Annotated in this window: 11 protein-coding genes; 5 read left to right on the top strand and 6 right to left on the bottom strand. The window is 73.2% G+C overall.

Going from position 1 to position 15174, the window contains the following annotated elements; all coding sequences use genetic code 11:
* The 3 genes from G9Q37_RS14920 to G9Q37_RS14910 are packed head-to-tail and all read right to left on the bottom strand — an operon-like array spanning position 1 to position 3281.
* The gene (locus G9Q37_RS14920; RefSeq protein WP_166228339.1) at positions 1 to 1326 is read right to left on the bottom strand and encodes a sulfatase family protein; all 1326 of its coding nucleotides are present in this window, start codon (positions 1324 to 1326) and stop codon (positions 1 to 3) included.
* Between the two features lie 7 nt (positions 1327 to 1333).
* Positions 1334 to 2296: a Bug family tripartite tricarboxylate transporter substrate binding protein gene (locus G9Q37_RS14915; RefSeq protein ID WP_166228337.1), complete on the bottom strand. Its 963-nt coding sequence runs from the start codon at positions 2294 to 2296 to the stop codon at positions 1334 to 1336.
* Between the two features lie 19 nt (positions 2297 to 2315).
* Complete coding sequence (locus G9Q37_RS14910) at positions 2316 to 3281, bottom strand: Bug family tripartite tricarboxylate transporter substrate binding protein (protein WP_166228335.1); 966 nt, start codon at positions 3279 to 3281, stop codon at positions 2316 to 2318.
* A 106-nt stretch (positions 3282 to 3387) separates the two neighbouring features.
* Here G9Q37_RS14910 and G9Q37_RS14905 point away from each other — a divergent pair, with 106 nt between their 5' ends.
* The 3 genes from G9Q37_RS14905 (at position 3388) to G9Q37_RS14895 (ending at position 10005) form a co-directional block, all read left to right on the top strand.
* Positions 3388 to 3891, top strand: a complete 504-nt coding sequence (locus tag G9Q37_RS14905; RefSeq protein WP_166228333.1) for a MarR family winged helix-turn-helix transcriptional regulator — start codon at positions 3388 to 3390, stop codon at positions 3889 to 3891.
* Positions 3892 to 4273: 382 nt separating this feature from the next.
* Positions 4274 to 7549 (top strand): hybrid sensor histidine kinase/response regulator, encoded by a 3276-nt coding sequence (locus G9Q37_RS14900; RefSeq protein WP_166228331.1) that lies wholly within the window; start codon positions 4274 to 4276, stop codon positions 7547 to 7549.
* Positions 7546 to 10005 carry a sensor histidine kinase gene (locus tag G9Q37_RS14895; protein ID WP_166228329.1) on the top strand — a complete coding sequence of 820 codons (2460 nt, stop codon included), beginning with the start codon at positions 7546 to 7548 and terminating at the stop codon, positions 10003 to 10005. The genes G9Q37_RS14900 and G9Q37_RS14895 overlap by 4 nt, the downstream gene beginning before the upstream one ends.
* Before the next feature lie 7 nt (positions 10006 to 10012).
* Here the strand turns inward: G9Q37_RS14895 and G9Q37_RS14890 are convergent, their stop codons facing one another.
* Genes G9Q37_RS14890 through G9Q37_RS14880 form a run of 3 tightly spaced genes read right to left on the bottom strand, consistent with a single transcriptional unit; the run spans position 10013 to position 12414 of the window.
* Positions 10013 to 10300, bottom strand: coding sequence for a GNAT family N-acetyltransferase (locus G9Q37_RS14890; RefSeq protein WP_166228327.1), 288 nt, complete (start codon positions 10298 to 10300; stop codon positions 10013 to 10015).
* A gap of 40 nt (positions 10301 to 10340) precedes the next feature.
* Positions 10341 to 11318 carry a TraB/GumN family protein gene (locus G9Q37_RS14885; protein ID WP_166228325.1) on the bottom strand — a complete coding sequence of 326 codons (978 nt, stop codon included), beginning with the start codon at positions 11316 to 11318 and terminating at the stop codon, positions 10341 to 10343.
* 22 nt (positions 11319 to 11340) lie between these two features.
* Positions 11341 to 12414: a patatin-like phospholipase family protein gene (locus G9Q37_RS14880; protein ID WP_205710656.1), complete on the bottom strand. Its 1074-nt coding sequence runs from the start codon at positions 12412 to 12414 to the stop codon at positions 11341 to 11343.
* Positions 12415 to 12481: 67 nt separating this feature from the next.
* On the opposite strand from G9Q37_RS14880, the gene dinG reads away from it, so the two are divergent.
* Entirely contained in the window at positions 12482 to 14689 is a 2208-nt protein-coding gene (dinG, locus tag G9Q37_RS14875; protein WP_166228321.1) for an ATP-dependent DNA helicase DinG, read from the top strand.
* 11 nt (positions 14690 to 14700) lie between these two features.
* On the top strand, positions 14701 to 15174 hold the full coding sequence (locus tag G9Q37_RS14870) for a CopD family protein (RefSeq protein WP_166228319.1): 474 nt from the start codon (positions 14701 to 14703) through the stop codon (positions 15172 to 15174).

The raw sequence follows: 15174 nt of genomic DNA, 5'->3' as shown, positions 1-15174 counted from the left end.
TCAGCGCTGCGGCATGTCCTTGGCGCCGTAGCCCAGGCTCACCGTGGCGTCCTCGGGGATCGGCGGCATGGTGGCGTTCCAGGCCTCCCAGGCCTCGCGCATCGTGGCCAGGCGCTCGGGTTCGTGCGCGGCGCGGTTGGCGCGCTCGCGCGCGTCCTGCGCGATGTTGAACAGGTAGTCGTGGCCGTCCACGCGCAGGTATTTCCAGTCGCCGTCGCGCAGCGCGCGCTGGCCGCGGTGGTTCATGCGCCAGTGCATGGGGCGGTGCAGCCGCTTGGCGGGCTCGCGCCACACCGGCAGCAGCGAGACGCCGTCGGGCGCGTGCGAGTCGGCCGGCGCCACGCCGGCGGCGTCGAGCAGGGTGCGCGAGAAGTCCATGCTCATGCCGTGTTGCGCGGTGGTGGTGCCGGCCGGCACCTGCGCGGGCCAGTGCACGATCCAGGGCACGCGGATGCCGCCTTCGGTGAGGTCCATCTTGCCGCCCACGAGCGGCCAGTTGTCCGAGAAGCGCTCGCCGCCGTTGTCGCTCGTGAAGACCACGATGGTGTTGTCGGCCAGGCCGTGCTGGCGCAGCGCGTCCATCAGCCAGCCGATGCCTTCGTCCATGTGGTGGATCATGCGGCGGTAGCTCTCGATGTTGCCGCCGTGCAGGTGGAACAGGTTCTTCGCCACCTCTGGCGCCACGTGCGCGTCGTCGCGCGTTTCCCAGGGCCAGTGCGGCGCGGTGTAGTGCAGGCTGAGCATGAAGGGCGTGCCGGCCTTCGCGCCCTCGGCCATGCGGTGCACGTAGTCCACGGCGCGGCGGCTCAGCAGGTCGGTGAGGTAGCCGACCTCGGGGTGCTCGTTCTCGCCGAACCACAGGTCGTGGTCGCCGGTGCTCGCGCAGTGGGTGAAGTAGTCCACACCGCCGGCCATGGGGCCGAAGAATTCCTCGTAGCCCGAGCGCAGCGGGCCGAAGGCCGGCGGGTAGCCCAGGTGCCACTTGCCGATCAGCGCCGTGCGGTAGCCCGCGCCGCGCAGCAGCGAGGGCAGGGTGGGGTGCTCGGGCGGCAGGCCCAGGGTCTGGCTCTTGCGCGCCTTGCTGTTGATGGGCTCTTCGGCCGCGCCGCGCAGCCGGTACTGGTAGCGCAGGGTCATGAGCGCGAAGCGCGTGGGCGAGCACACCGGCGAGTTCGAATAGCCCTCGGTGAACTTCAGCCCGCCCGCGGCCAGCGCGTCGATGTGCGGCGAGACGCGGCCGAAGCCGGCCTCGCGGCCGCCGTAGCAGCCCAGGTCGGCGTAGCCGAGGTCGTCGCAGACGATGTAGACGATGTTGGGTCGGCTCACGGCGTGTTCACTCCACCTTCATGCCGGTGGCCTTCACGAGCGCGCCGTAGCGCGCGTTCAGTTCGGCCAGGCGCCTGGCCGCGGCCGCGCCCTGCAGGCCCTCGGGGAACAGGTCGAGGTTGAGCATTCGGGCCTGCACGTCGGGGCGCTGCAGCGCGTCGGCGATCGCCTTGCCCATGGCCTGCACCAGGGCGTCGGGCGTGCTGGCCGGTGCCATCACGAGGTAGAACACCTCCTGTTCGAGCGCCTTGAGGCCGAGCTCGCCCACGGTGGGGATGTCGGGCGCGAGCTTGGAGCGCTGGCGGCTGGTGACGGCCAGCGCGGTGATCTTGCCGCTCTTGACGTGCGGCAGCATGCCCGGCGTGGCCAGGGTGCCGCCGTCCACCTCGCCCGCGAGCACGGCCGTCACGGCCGGCGTGTTGCCGCGGTAGGGGATGTGGTTGAGCTTGTGCTTCGTGGCCTCGGCGAACACCTCGACCGCGAGGTGGCCCGGGCTGCCGCTGCCGGCCGAGCTGAAGTTGAAGGCCTTGGTTTTGCTCTGCTCCACCAGCTGCGGCAGGCTCTTGAGGCCGGTGGCGGGATTCACGCCGATCAGCAGGCCCGACGAGGCCATGATGATCACGGGCTTGAGGTCGCTGCCCTTGAAGCCCTGGTTGGGGTAGAGGTGCGGGTTGATGGTGAAGGTGGTGTCGATGCCGAACAGCAGGGTGCTGCCGTCGCCCGCGGCCTTGGCCACGTCGGCCGCGCCGATGTTGCCGGCCGCACCGGGCTTGTTGTCGACCACCACGCTCTGCTTGAACTGCTCCTGCAGCACCTGGCCGACCGAGCGCGCCAGGATGTCCGACGGCCCGCCCGCTGGGAAGTTGTTGACGAAGCGGACGGTCTGCGTGGGCCAGGCGGTCTGGGCGGTGGCCGTGGACATCACGCTGGCGGCCAGGCACAGGCCCAGCAGGGTGCGACGAAAGATCATGACAAAGGGTCTCCGGGGTTCAATCGAGCTGGATGCCGGTGGCCTTGATCGGGGCCTCCCAGCGCTTGAGGTCGTTGGCCTGCGCGGTGGCGAGTTCGGCGGGCGTGGAGCCCACGGGCTCGTAGCCCAGGCCGATCAGGCGCTCGCGCAATGCAGGCGTCTTCACCGCCGCGGCGACCGCGCGCGAGAGGCGATCGCGCACCGCGGGGTTGAGTTGGGCGGGGCCGTACATGGCGAACCAGGCGCCGGCCACCATGTCGATGCCGCTCTCCTTGAGCGTGGGCACCTCGGGCACCTGCGGGTCGCGCTGCGCGCCGGTGACGGCGATGATGCGGACCTTGTTGCTGCGGTGCAGTTCGGCGGTCTCGGAGACGACGTCGAACTTGTAGTCGATGTGGCCGCCGATGAGGGCCGTGTTGGCCGGGCCGCCGCCCTGGAAGGGCACGTGGTTCAGCTTCGCGCCCACCTGCTGCTCGAACAACACCCCCATGAAGTGCGGCAGCGTGCCCAGGCCCGGCGTGCCGTACGACATCACGCCCGGCTGCGCCTTGGCCGCGGCCACCATCTCGCCCACGGTCTTCACCTTGCTCGCGGGGCCCGCGACCACGCCGAACTGGAAGTTGGCGATCAGCGAGACCGGGGTGAAGTCTTTCACCGGGTCGTAGTCGAGCTTCTTGTAGACGTGCGGGAACAGCACCATGGGCCCGCTGGGCAGCACGATCACGGTGTGGCCGTCGGGCTCGGCGCGCTTGACCTGCTGCAGCGCGATGCGCCCGCCCGCGCCGGGCTTGTTCTCGACCACGATGGGGCCGTACTGGTCGCGCAGGTTCTCGGCGATCAGGCGCGCCAGCGTGTCGGCCGAGCCCCCGGGCGGAAAGCCCACCACGATCTTGAGCGGGGTCTTGTCCTGGGCCATGGCTGGCGCGGCGGCCAGAACGGTCAGGCCCAGCAGGGCGGCGTGCAGCAGGCGGCGGGTGAAGGGCATGGCGTGTCTCCGGTCGGGGTGCGGCGGGGTGTGTTCCCCCTTGGAGCGGCCCATGCTAGGCATTCACAATCGATTGCAGAAATCAATCATTGCGGGGGATAACCCTATGCCAGCCGACACCCTGGCCCAGCCCGGCCACCAGGCCGAGTTCCTGCTCTACCGCCTCTACCGCATCCACGTGACCGCGGGCCGGCAGGTGGTGCAGCTCTGCGAGAGCCTGCACGGCATGACGCGGCGCGAATGGCGCGTGCTGTCCTTCCTGGCCGAGAACGAGGGCGTGCTGTCGTCCGAGCTGGCCGAGCGCGCCATGCTCGACCGCGCGCGCACCTCGCGCACCCTCACCACACTGGCCGACAAGGGCCTGATCGAGCGCCGCCCCAAGCCCAGCGACCGGCGCGAGGTGCACGTGTTCCTGAGCGAGCAAGGGCGCCGCGTGCACGGCGACATCTTTCCGCGCATCCGCGCCATCAACCAGGCGCTGGTGGCCGACCTGTCGGCCGGCGAGCGCGAGCTGCTCGACACCGTGATCGCGCGCATCCAGGCGCGCGCCGACGCGCTGCTGGCGGGCGCGCCGCCCTTGGCGCGCGACAACCCCGACGATGAACCTTGAGCCCCCACGCTCCGCCGCTGCGCGGGTCGCGAGGCCTTGCAGGCCGCGGCGCTGCCAGAGTCAGCGCCTCTTCGCCCCGTCCAAGCCTGCGCAGGCAGGCTTGGAGCCGCGGGGCTCAGCCCCGAGGGGGCTGATCCGGCTTGGGGCGGCCCGGCGCCGGATCGCTTCGAACCCACGCGCCAGAAAGTCCGGCGCGCCCTGTCAAGGTTTCCCCACACGCCGCGGCCCGGAAACGCCGTGCCCGCTGGGTAAGCTGAACGGCCAACGCGGGTGCGTTGCGTCAGGGATCACCACAGCCAAGGCCGCGCCGACGGCCCCCCGGGTTTCGGAGAAACAGAGCCATGCATCGACCCTATCCGGCCCGGCACTCAGGCCCGTCGCGATGAGCACATCCGGGGTTCCCTTTCGCGCCAGCCTGCGCGCGCTGCTGCTCGCCGTGGTCGTCACCACGCTGGTGGTGGTGCTCGCGCGCGGCTGGCAGCTCAACCGCGCGATCGACTGGATCGGCAGCGTCGACCAGCAGCAGCGGCTCGTGGGCCACATGGCGGCCACCTCGGTGCGCCTGCTCACCACCGTGCAGGACGACCTGCTGCGCGACCGCCCGGGCATGGCGCAGCGCTGGGCCGCCGACATGGCCGAGCTGCGCGACGACCTGCGGCAACTGCAGCGCCTGGACGCCATCGACGCCACCGCCGTGGGCGAGTTCGACAAGGCCTTCGCCGAGCTCGAGTCGCTGTTCGACGGCCTGACGCTCGCCGCGCCCGCGGGGCGCATCGGCGACGGCCCGGTGAGCGAGCGCCTGATGCAGAGCCTGCGCACCCTGAGCGGGCAGGCCTACCACTACGAGGGCCACATCGAGGCGCTGCGCCAGAGCGAGCGCCAGCGCCAGGCGCGCTGGGCGGTGTTCTACAACGGCGCGCTGGTGGCGCTCATGCTGCTGCTGGCCGGCGTGGTGGTGCGCCGCCTCGTGCGCCCGCTCGGTCTGCTGGCGGCCACCGCCGCGCGCGTGGAGGCCACCGGCCTGCCGGACACCCGCGTGGGCTACGTGGCACGCGACGAGATGGGCATGGCCACACGCAGCTTCGACGCCATGCTCGACCGGCTCGCGCGCATGCGCCACGAACTCGCGCGCGCCCTCGAGCGCCAGCGCCGCGAGCGCCAGGAGCTGGCCAGCATCATCGAAGGCACGAACGTGGGCACCTGGGCCTGGAACCTGCAGACCGGCGAGACCCGCTACAACGAGCGCTGGGCCGGCATCATCGGCTGGCGCCTCGACGAGCTGCAGCCCGTGAGCGCCGACACCTGGCACGACCATCTGCACCCCGAGGACCTGGCTCGTTCGGGCCAGGCACTGCAGGCGCACTGCCAGGGCGAAGCACCGTTCTACGAATGCGAGGTGCGCATGCGCCACCGCGACGGGCACTGGGTGTGGGTGCACACACGGGGCCGGGTGTTCACGCGCACCGCCGACGACCAGCCCGAGTGGATGTACGGCACCCACCAGGACATCACCGAGCGCAAGGCGCTCGAGCAGACCCTGGCCGACGCGCGCCTGCAGGCCGAAACCGCCAACCGCGCCAAGACGCACTTCCTCGCGATCATGAGCCACGAGCTGCGCACGCCGCTGCACGCCTTGCTGGGCATCCAGCGCCTGCTCGCGCGCGACCTCGGCGGTGCGCGCGAGCGCGACCTGCTGCACCGCGCCGACCAGGCTGGCCAGGCCCTGCTCGACGCGGTCAACGAGGTGCTCGACCTCGCGCGCATCGAAGCCGGCGAGCTCGCGCTCGACCCCGTGCCCTGGCAGCCGCGCGCGCTCGCCGAGGAGCTGGTGGGCGTGTACGGCCTGCAGGCCCAGGCCAAGGGCCTGAGCCTGCGCAACGACCTCGATGCACAACTGCCGGCCTGGCTGTTCGGCGACGCCAAGCGCGTGCGGCAGGTGCTCACCAACCTGCTGGGCAACGCCATCAAGTTCAGCGAGCGCGGCGCGGTGGTGCTGCGCTGGCGCCGCCACACGCAGGCCGGGCGCGAATGGCTGCGCCTGAGCGTGATCGACAGCGGCCGCGGCATCGAGGCCGACCGCCTCGAGCAGGTGTTCGAGCCCTTCGTGCAGGCCGACCCGGGCGTGATGCGCCGCCACGGCGGCAGCGGCCTGGGCCTGACCATCGTGAAGCAGCTCGCCACGCTCATGGGCGGCGCGGTCGGCGTGCGCAGCCGGCCCGGCGAGGGCAGCACCTTCTGGGTCGACCTGCCGCTGCTGGAGCCGGGCAGCGGCGACAGCGGCCTGGTGCTGCCGCCGCTGCGCGTGGCCGTGCACACGCCGCGGCCGGCCTGGCGCGAGCGCTGGGCGCGCTGGATGCACGACCTGGGCTGGGCGCTGCACGAAGGCGCCGCGTCCGCGGCCGACGTGCTGCTGATCGACGGCCGCGACGGCGCGGCCCTGCCCGACGCGGCCGGCCTGCGCCTGGTGCTGGGCGCGCCCCTGCCACACGCCGACGCGCCCGATGCACCCGACACCCTGCACCTGCCGGTGCGCGCCGACGGCGCCGCCGTGCTCGCCGCGCTCGCGCAGGCGCTGCCGGCGCGCCAGGTGCCGCCGCAGCGCTGGGTGCGCCGCACCGAGGCGGGCGCGCGGCCGCTGCGCTGGCTCGCGGGCCTGCGTGTGCTGGTCTGCGACGACGACGACACCAACCGCCACATCACCGCCGCGCTGCTCGAGGCCCAGGGCGCGACCAGCGCGGTCTGCGCCGATGGCCAGCAGGCGCTCGACTGGCTGGAGCGCCACCCCGGCGAAGCGGACCTGGTGCTCATGGACGTGCAGATGCCCGTGCTCGACGGCCTGCAGGCCTGCCAGCGCCTGCGCGCCGAGCCGGCCACCGCGGCGCTGCCGGTGATCGCGCTGACGGCGGGGGCGCTGGCGAACGAGCGCGAGCGCGCGCGGGCGGCCGGCATGAACGCCTTCCTGGGCAAGCCGTTCACGCCGCTGCAACTGGCCCAGACCCTGCGCGACGCCTTGCCCGCGGCCACGCTGGCGCGGGTGGGCGTGGTGGTGGCCGATGCGCCGGCCGCGGCCGCGCAGTGGCCGCGCATGGCGGGGCTGGACGAGGCCCTGAGCCGCCAGCGCTGCGGCGGATCGCCCGAGGTGTTGTGGCGCGCGCTGCGCGCCATGACCCTGCAGTACGCGCGTTGGGGCGACGAAGCCCACCGCTGGCTGCAGGCCCGCGCCGATGGTGGCCGCGAGGCGCTGCAGGCGTCGCTGCACAAGCTCTGCGGCAGCGCCGCCGGGGTGGGCGCCGAGGCCTTGCGCGCCGCGGCCACCGAGGCCGCGGCCCGGCTCGCGGCCGATGAGGACTGGGCGCGCGTGACCGATGCCGTCGCGCGGACCGACGCCCTGTTGCGCGCGCTGCTGGCGCAGATCGCTGCGCTGTCGCCCTCAGCGGCCCCCGCGCCCGGCGGCGAGCAGACCGAGCGCCCCGTGGTGGGCGAGCTGATGGCGCTGCTGCTGCGCCGCGACCTCGACGCCGTGCAATGGGTGCTCGGGCGCGAGGCGGCCCTGGTGCTGCAACTGGGCGCGGCGCGCGCCCGCGCGCTGCGTGAGGCGGTGGAGGTGCTCGACTACGCCGGCGCGGTGCACCTGCTGGGCGAGGTGCCCACCCCATGAAGGCCTGGCGCGCCCGCCTGCCGGTGCTGCTGGTGCTGGCCCTCACCGCGCTGGCCGCGGCCCTGCTGTGGTGGCAGACCGGCCGCGCCCAGACGCAGCTGCAGGAGCAGCTGCGCGCGGCCGCCGGGCAGCGCAGCCTGCACCTGGCCGACGCCGTGGCCGGCCAGGTGGAAAGCCTGATCGCGCTCGCCGACGGGCAGCTGCAGACGGCCCGACGCGAATGGCTGCGCGACCCCGCCGATGTCGAGCGCGCGGCGCGGGTGCTGATCGAGGGCGTGCCGCGCCGCATGGTCACGCACCTCTCGGTGGCCGACGCGCAAGGCCGCATCGTCTTCCACACCACCGAGCGCGGCCCGCCCACGCGCATCGACGAGCAGCCGCACTTCCAGGCCCTGAGCGACGGCCGCGACCGCCTGTTCATCGGCCAGCCGCAGCGCTCGCGCCTGAACGGGGGCTGGACCGTGACCGCGGCGCGGCCGCTGCTGCGCAACGGCCGCTTCGAGGGCACGGTGCAGGTGGGCCTGTCGACCGAATTCCTCGCGCGGCGCCTGGGCGCGGTGGCGCTGTCGCCGCTCGACGTGATCGCGCTGGTCGGCCCCGACGGCACCTTCTTTGCGCGCAGCCGCGACAACGAAGCCGCCATGGGCAAGCGGCTGCCGGCCGACCGGCCCTTCCTGAGCACGGCCCTGCCGCTGCGCGATGAGGGCACCTTCCGCATGAGCGGCCACATGGACGGCACGCCGCGCCTGTACGGCTGGTCTCGCCTGCGCGAGCACGGGCTGGTGGTGAGCGTGGGCCTGGCCGACGAGGGCGTGCTCGCCCCGCTCGCGCCCGCGGTGGCGCGTGCGCGCGAGCTCACCTCGGCGCTGACCGCGCTGCTGCTGCTCGGCGGCCTGGGCATGGTGCTGCTGCTGCGCCGGCTCGCGCGCAGCGAGGCCCGAACCCAGGCGGCGCGAGCGCTGCGCAACCGACTGTTCGACAGCTCGCAGGTGCCCATGGGCGTGATCGACCCGGCGACGATGTGCCTGATCGAATGCAACGACGCGGCGGTGCGCGCCTACCGCCTGGGCGGGCGCGAACAGACCCTGGGCACCCACGTGTCGGCCGTGTCGGCGCCGCAGCAGCGCAACGGCGTGGAATCGACCGAGGCCGCACAGGCCCACATGGCGCAGGCCATGGAACGGGGCATGGCCGTCTTCGAGTGGCTGCACCAGCGCAGCGACGGGCAGCGTTGGGACGCCGAGGTGCACCTGATGCGCTTCGAGTCCGAAGGCCGCACGCTGCTGCAGTTCACGGTGATCGACATCACCGCGCGCCGGCGCGTCGAGGAGCGCCTGCAGGCCAGCGAAACGCGGCTCAAGGAGGCCCAGCGCATCGCGTCGATCGGCAACTGGGAGCGCGACCTGCGCAGCGGGCAGCTCAGCTGGTCGGACGAGATCTACCGCATCCTCGAACTCGACCCGGCGAAGCACAGGCCGTCGTTTCGCACCTTCCTGTCGCGCGTGCACGCCGACGACCAGACCCTGGTGGCGGAGGCTTACCGCGCCGTGGCGGACACGCGCGAACTGCAGGGCATGGTGCACCGGCTGCGCATGCCCGACGGCCGCATCAAGCACGTGCGCGAGACCGCCCTCACCGAATTCGATGGCGAGCAGGCGGTGCGCAGCGTGGGCACGGTGCAGGACATCACCGCGGTGCGCGAGGCCGAAGAGGCGCTGCGGCGCCTCAACGAGGAGCTCGAAGACCGCGTGGCCGCCCGCACGCGCGAGCTCTCGCAGCTCAACCGCGAACTCGAGTCCTTCGCCTACAGCGTGTCGCACGACCTGCGCACGCCGCTGCGCGGCATCAACGGCTTCGCCAGTCTGCTGGCCGAGGAGCACGGCGATCGGCTCGGCGCCGAAGCGCGCGAGCACCTCGAACGCATCCGGCAGTCGGCCAGCGGCATGGGCCAGCTCATCGACGCGCTGCTCGCGCTCGCGCGCGTGAACCGTGGCGAGCTGCAGCCGGCCTGGGTGGACATCAGCGCGCTGGCGCGCACGCTGGCCGCCGAACTGCGCGCGGGCGAGCCGCAGCGCGCGTCCGACTGGTTCATCGAGGACGGCCTGCGCGCCTGGGGCGATCCGGCGCTGCTGCGCTCGGTGATGCAAAACCTGCTGGGCAATGCCTGGAAGTACACCCGCCCGGCGCCGGTGGCGCGCATCCGCGTCCAACGCCTGGACACGGGTGGCAACGAAACGGCGTTCACCGTGAGCGACAACGGCGCGGGCTTCGACATGCGCTACGCGGGCCAGCTGTTCGAGCCCTTCAAGCGCCTGCACTCGCCCAAGACCTTCGAGGGCACGGGCGTGGGCCTGGCCACGGTGCAGCGCGTGCTCGAACGCCACGGCGGCTGGATCCGCGGCGAGGGCGAACCGGGCCAGGGCGCGCGCTTCGGCTTCGGGCTGCCGCTGCCCTAGGCGCGGCTCACTTCAGCACGTCGCGGATCGAGGGGTCCTTGTCGAACTGGGCCTTGGCGAAGGGGCACAGCGCGATCACCCGGGTTTGCGTTTCGCGCGCCCAGGCCACGAGCGCGTCGAGCAGCTCGCGGCCCACGCCCTGGCCCTTGAGACGCTCGTCGACCCCGGTGTGGTCGATGATGATCAGCGAGGCGTTGGTGCGGCTGTAGGTCATCTCGGCCAGGCGCTCGCCGCCGTGCTCGTAGAAAAAGGCGCCGGTCGGGCCGGGCTCTTCGTGCTGGATGGGGTGGGGCATGGCGGTAGGGGGCGTTGGGTGGGAGGAAGGGCGCGGCCTGTCACTGTAGCGGCACGCGCGCCACGCGAAAGCCGCGTTCGGCGAGCAGCCGCGGCAGCGCCTGCTCGCCCGTCATGTGCAGCAGGCCGACAGCGGCGAACAGGCGGCGGCCTTCGCCGTGCAGGGCCGCGATGCGATCGGCCAGGTGCGGGTTGCGCCCGTCGTTGAGCCGGCGCAGCGCCGCGCGGTCGTCGTCGGTGGTGGCGCAGTCGCACCAGCTTTCGTAGCGGGCCACGGTGTCGAGGTCGCCGTCGGCCCAGGCCTGTGCGAGCCGCGCGAGCACCTCGCGCGAGCGGCCGCTTTCGAGCAGCGTGAGCGTGCCGTCGAGCGCGCGCAAGGCCTCTTCGGGCGTGGCGGGCGCCAGGGCCTGCAGCTGCTGCCGGGCCGTTTCGAGCGCGATCAGCGGGCGCCGGCTGGACTTGGCGAAACCCGCGAGCACGTGCTCGACGCCGTAGCCCGGGTCCAGGCCGATCCAGCGCGCGTCGAGCAGCAGCAGGGCCATGCCTTGCTGCAGCGGGTGCAGGGCCGCGAACGCCGCGGCCGGCACGCAGGCGGCGGCGATCTGGCGGTCGAGCCGCTGCTGCAGCGCGGCCGGCGGGGTGGGGGCGGGCCCGGCGAGGCCGTCGCGCAGCTGCTGCGCCAGCGCGGGGTCGCTCACGTCGAGTTCGAGCGCCACGCTGTCGCTGCTGCGCAAGGCCTGCAGCACCTGCGGCCCGGGGAAGGCCCATTCGAGCTTGCCCACGTGCAGCGTGCCGTAGAGCCAGGACGTGCGGCCCTCGCGTTCGAGCCGCCACAGCGCGCCGCGGTCGCGCGCCTGCGCCTGCGCGGCCTGCAGCTGCTGCGGGCCGGGCACCTGGGCCTGGGGCGGGCAGGCGGCGGGGGCCGGGGTGGGCGGCGAGAGCGCCGGTGTCGGGGTCTGGGCGGCCAGCGGGCCGGCGATGGCGAGCGCGAGCAGGCCGCGCAGCAGGCGTGTGAGCATGGCGCGATTGTGGCGGCGGCGTTCAGCCGCGGGCCGCGGCGTCCACGTCGATGGTGCTGCGCACGCCAATGGCGCTGCGGTGGTCCTTGAACCAGTGTTCGGCGGCCTCGCGGCCCTGCGCGAACAGGCGCTCGAGGAAGGCCGGGTCGGTGCGCGTCTTGCTGCCCGCGCCGTGGGCGGCGAGCGCGTCGCCGCCGTCCACGCGGTGCAGCCGCAGCCGCTCGATGCCGCGCAGCACCGGGCTGCGCAGCTGGCGCGCGACCCAGCCCTCGGCCGCGAGCACCTGCTTGAGCAGCGCGATCGAGCGCAGCTCGCGCAGCAGGCTGGCGTTGAAGGTGACCTCGTTGATGCGGTCGAGGATCTCGCCCGCCCGCGTGGGCAGCGCGGCGCGCTCGGCGGGGTTGATCTGCACCACCAGCAGGTCGTCGGCCGGGGTGTCGAGCACCAGCGGCATCAGCGAGGGGTTGCCCGCGTAGCCGCCGTCCCAGTAGGCCTCGCCGTCGATCTCGACCGCCTGGAACAGCAGGGGCAGGCAGGCCGAGGCCAGCACCACCTCGGGCGTGAGCTCGTGCTGGTCGAAGATGCGCAGCCCGCCGGTGCGCACGCGTGTGGCCGAGATGAACAGCCGCGTCTTGTGGCAGTGGCGAACCCTCTCGAAGTCCACCGTGTCGAGCAGGATGCGGCGCAGCGGATTGAGGTTGAGCGGGTTGAACTGGTAGGGCGAGACCTGGGCGCTGAACCACTGCGCGTAGGCGCGCGCGGGCGCCAGCCAGGGCGCGGCCCAGGGGCTCTCGGGGTCGAGCCAGGGTTCGACGCCGCCGCCCGCGGCGCCGAAAGGCGAGAGCTCGCCCACGCGGGTCCAGAAGCGCTTGAGCGCGGCGCGCGCGCCTTCGCGGCCGCCTTCCATCAGGCCCGCGGCCAGGGCCACTGCGTTCATGGCGCCTGCGCTGGTGCCGCTGATGGCGGCGATCTCCAGCGTGTCGTCGTCGAGCAGGCGGTCGAGCACGCCCCAGGTGAAGGCGCCGTGCGAGCCGCCGCCCTGCAGCGCCAGGTCGATCTTCTGGATGGAGGGAGGGGGGGTCTTGCGGATGGCCATGCGCGCATTGTTGCTCCGCAACATGACCAGGGGGAAAGGCGGGCCAACGGCGACAATGCCGGGCTGCATGAGCGATCCGTCCCCCGCCTCCCCCCCATCCGCCGCGCCGCAGGGCGACCTGGCGCGCGAAGCCCTCGCGCTGGCCGCCTTCGACCACGTGGTGGCGCGCGCCCCGGGCTTTCGCGCCCGCGCAGGCCAGCGCGAAATGGCCGCCTTCATTGCCGAGACGCTCGCGGGCGTGAAGCTCGGCGACGACAGCGTGTCGGGCGAGGCGGGCCGGCCCGAGCGCGGCATCGCGGTGGTGCAGGCGGGCACCGGCGTGGGCAAGTCGGCGGCCTACGCGGCCACGGTGATCCCGCTCGCGCTCGCGCAGGAGCGCCGCGTGATCATCAGCACCGCCACGGTGGCGCTGCAGGAACAGCTGATCGCCAAGGACCTGCCCGCGCTCGCAGCGCTCATGCCGCAGCCCTTTGCCTATGCACTCGCCAAGGGGCGCGGGCGCTACGTGTGCCGGCTCAAGCTCGACACCCTGGCCGCGGGCGACGACGGCAGCGCCGACCTCTTCGAGGGCGAGCCCGGCACCCGGCCCGCGGGCGACCTGGCCGAACGCACCCAGACCTACGCCCGCTGGGCCATCGCGCTCGACCAGGGCGACTGGGACGGCGACCGCGACCGCCTCGCCGAGCCGCCCGAGGGCGCGCTCTGGGCGCCGGTGGCGGCCGAGCGCCACACCTGCACCGCGCGCCACTGCCCGGCCTACAACGGCTGCAGCTACTACCAGGCGCGCAACCGGCTCGCGCACGCGCAGGTGATCGTGGTCAACCACGACCTGCTGCTGTCCACGCTGGGCCTTCACGCCCTGCCCAAGCCGCAGGACTGCTACCTGGTGCTCGACGAGGCGCACCACCTGCCCGACGTGGCCCAGGGCCAGTTCACCGCGCACATGGACCTGATGCACGGCACCTGGCTCGACCGCCTGCCCAAGGCCTTCGACGAGGTGGCCAAGGCCATTGCGCACCCGCACGGCGTGGACCTGAACGAGCACGCGCGCGGCGCCAAGGCCGCGCTGGCCGAGCTCGCGCGACTGGGCATGGCGGCCGTGGGCCCCGCGGTGCGCGATCTCGCGTCCGAGGCGCCGCCGCTGGCGCACCGCTTCGACAACGGCCTGCTGCCCGGCGAATGGACCGAACCGCTGGCCACGCTGCAGGCCCACGCGGGCGTGCTGCTCAAGCTCGCCGAGGCGCTCGCGGTGCAACTGCGCGCCAACGCGCGCGAGAACCCCGGCGAGGCCACGCGCAGCGCCGAGCACTACGCGCGCATCGGCCGCTTCGCGCCGCGCCTGCAAAGCCTGCACGAGACCGCAGGCCTGTGGCTGCAGGGCGGCGAGGCCGGCGGGCCGCCGCTGGCCAAGTGGCTGCAGGCCGGCGTGCAGCACGGCATGGTCACGCTCAGCGCGCACGCCTGCCCGCTGCAGCCGGGCAGCCTGCTGCACCACCACTTGTGGAAGCACGTGCGCGGCGCGGTGGTCACCTCGGCCTCGCTGGTCACCTGCGGCGGCTTCGAGCACTTCCTGCACGAGGCCGGCCTGGCCTGGGACGCGGCCACGGTCACGCGCATGGTGCAAAGCCCCTTCGACCACGCCAGGCAGGGCCGGCTCGTGGTGGTGCACACCGAGGCCGACCCCAAGGACGTGGACGGCTACACGCGCGAGATGCTCGAGCTGCTCATGGCCGATCTGCGCGAGGTGCGTCGCGGTGCGCTGGTGCTGTTCACCTCGCGCGCGCAGATGCGCAGCGCCACCGGCCTGCTCGAACGCGGCGCGAACGCCGACCTGCGCGCGCGCGTGCTGGTGCAGGGCGAGGCCTCGCGCACCGCGCTGCTCAAGCGCCACGCGCAGCGCGTGGCCGACGGCGAGCCCTCGATCCTGTTCGGCCTGCAATCGTTCGGCGAAGGCCTGGACCTGCCGGGCGAGCTCTGCGAGTGGGTGTTCATCACCAAGCTGCCCTTCGCCTCACCGAGCGACCCGGTGGGCCAGGCGCGCGCCGATTGGCTCAAGGCCCAGGGCCGCGACCCGTTCAGCGAGCTCGTGGTGCCCGCCACCGGTGCGCGGCTGCTGCAATGGACCGGCCGCGCGCTGCGCACCGAGACCGACGAAGCCACCGTGGTCTGCTACGACGCGCGGCTGCTGCGCCAGTCGTACGGCCGGCGCATGCTCAAAGGCCTGCCGCCGTACCGCCTGCAGAAACGGCAGGCGGGCGTGACGGCGGATGTGTGAAGATCCGCCCCATGATCGATTCACTCCTCAAACTCGTTCACGTGCTCGCGGTGGTGCTTTGGGTCGGCGGCATGCTCTTCGCCCACTTCTGCCTGCGCCCCTCGCTGGGTGTGCTGCCCGGCCCCGAGCAGCGGCTGCGCCTCGTGCACGCCGTGCTGGGCCGCTTCTTCCAGGCGGTGCTGGTGGCCGCGCCGCTGGTGCTGGTCACGGGGCTGTGGATGATCGGCCGCGTGGCCAAGGCCTCGGTGCAGGCCGGCGTGCCCTTTCACATGCCGCTGCACTGGACCGTCATGGCCACGCTGGGCCTGGTGATGATGGCCATCTTCGGCCACATCCGTTTTGCGCTGTACAAGCGTCTGTCGCGCGCCGTGGCGGCCGGTGACTGGGCCGCAGGCGCCGCGGCGCAGGCCAAGGTCCGCACCTGGGTGTTCGTGAACCTGCTGATCGGCCTGGCGATCGTGGTGGTGACGCTGCTGCTCGGCTGA

Origin of the sequence: Hydrogenophaga crocea, assembly GCF_011388215.1 — a bacterium.
Classification (GTDB): domain Bacteria; phylum Pseudomonadota; class Gammaproteobacteria; order Burkholderiales; family Burkholderiaceae_C; genus Hydrogenophaga; species Hydrogenophaga crocea.
This window is presented reverse-complemented; position numbering and strand designations above follow the sequence as displayed.

Excerpts from the sequence above, each read along its gene's own strand:
- G9Q37_RS14870 (WP_166228319.1), top strand. The coding sequence starts at position 14,701 with ATGATCGATTCACTCCTCAAACTCGTTCACGTGCTCGCGGTGGTGCTT.
- G9Q37_RS14885 (WP_166228325.1), bottom strand. The coding sequence starts at position 11,318 with ATGCTCACACGCCTGCTGCGCGGCCTGCTCGCGCTCGCCATCGCCGGC.
- G9Q37_RS14900 (WP_166228331.1), top strand. The coding sequence starts at position 4,274 with ATGAGCACATCCGGGGTTCCCTTTCGCGCCAGCCTGCGCGCGCTGCTG.
- G9Q37_RS14910 (WP_166228335.1), bottom strand. The coding sequence starts at position 3,281 with ATGCCCTTCACCCGCCGCCTGCTGCACGCCGCCCTGCTGGGCCTGACC.
- G9Q37_RS14915 (WP_166228337.1), bottom strand. The coding sequence starts at position 2,296 with ATGATCTTTCGTCGCACCCTGCTGGGCCTGTGCCTGGCCGCCAGCGTG.
- G9Q37_RS14895 (WP_166228329.1), top strand. The coding sequence starts at position 7,546 with ATGAAGGCCTGGCGCGCCCGCCTGCCGGTGCTGCTGGTGCTGGCCCTC.
- G9Q37_RS14880 (WP_205710656.1), bottom strand. The coding sequence starts at position 12,414 with ATGGCCATCCGCAAGACCCCCCCTCCCTCCATCCAGAAGATCGACCTG.
- dinG (WP_166228321.1), top strand. The coding sequence starts at position 12,482 with ATGAGCGATCCGTCCCCCGCCTCCCCCCCATCCGCCGCGCCGCAGGGC.
- G9Q37_RS14905 (WP_166228333.1), top strand. The coding sequence starts at position 3,388 with ATGCCAGCCGACACCCTGGCCCAGCCCGGCCACCAGGCCGAGTTCCTG.
- G9Q37_RS14890 (WP_166228327.1), bottom strand. The coding sequence starts at position 10,300 with ATGCCCCACCCCATCCAGCACGAAGAGCCCGGCCCGACCGGCGCCTTT.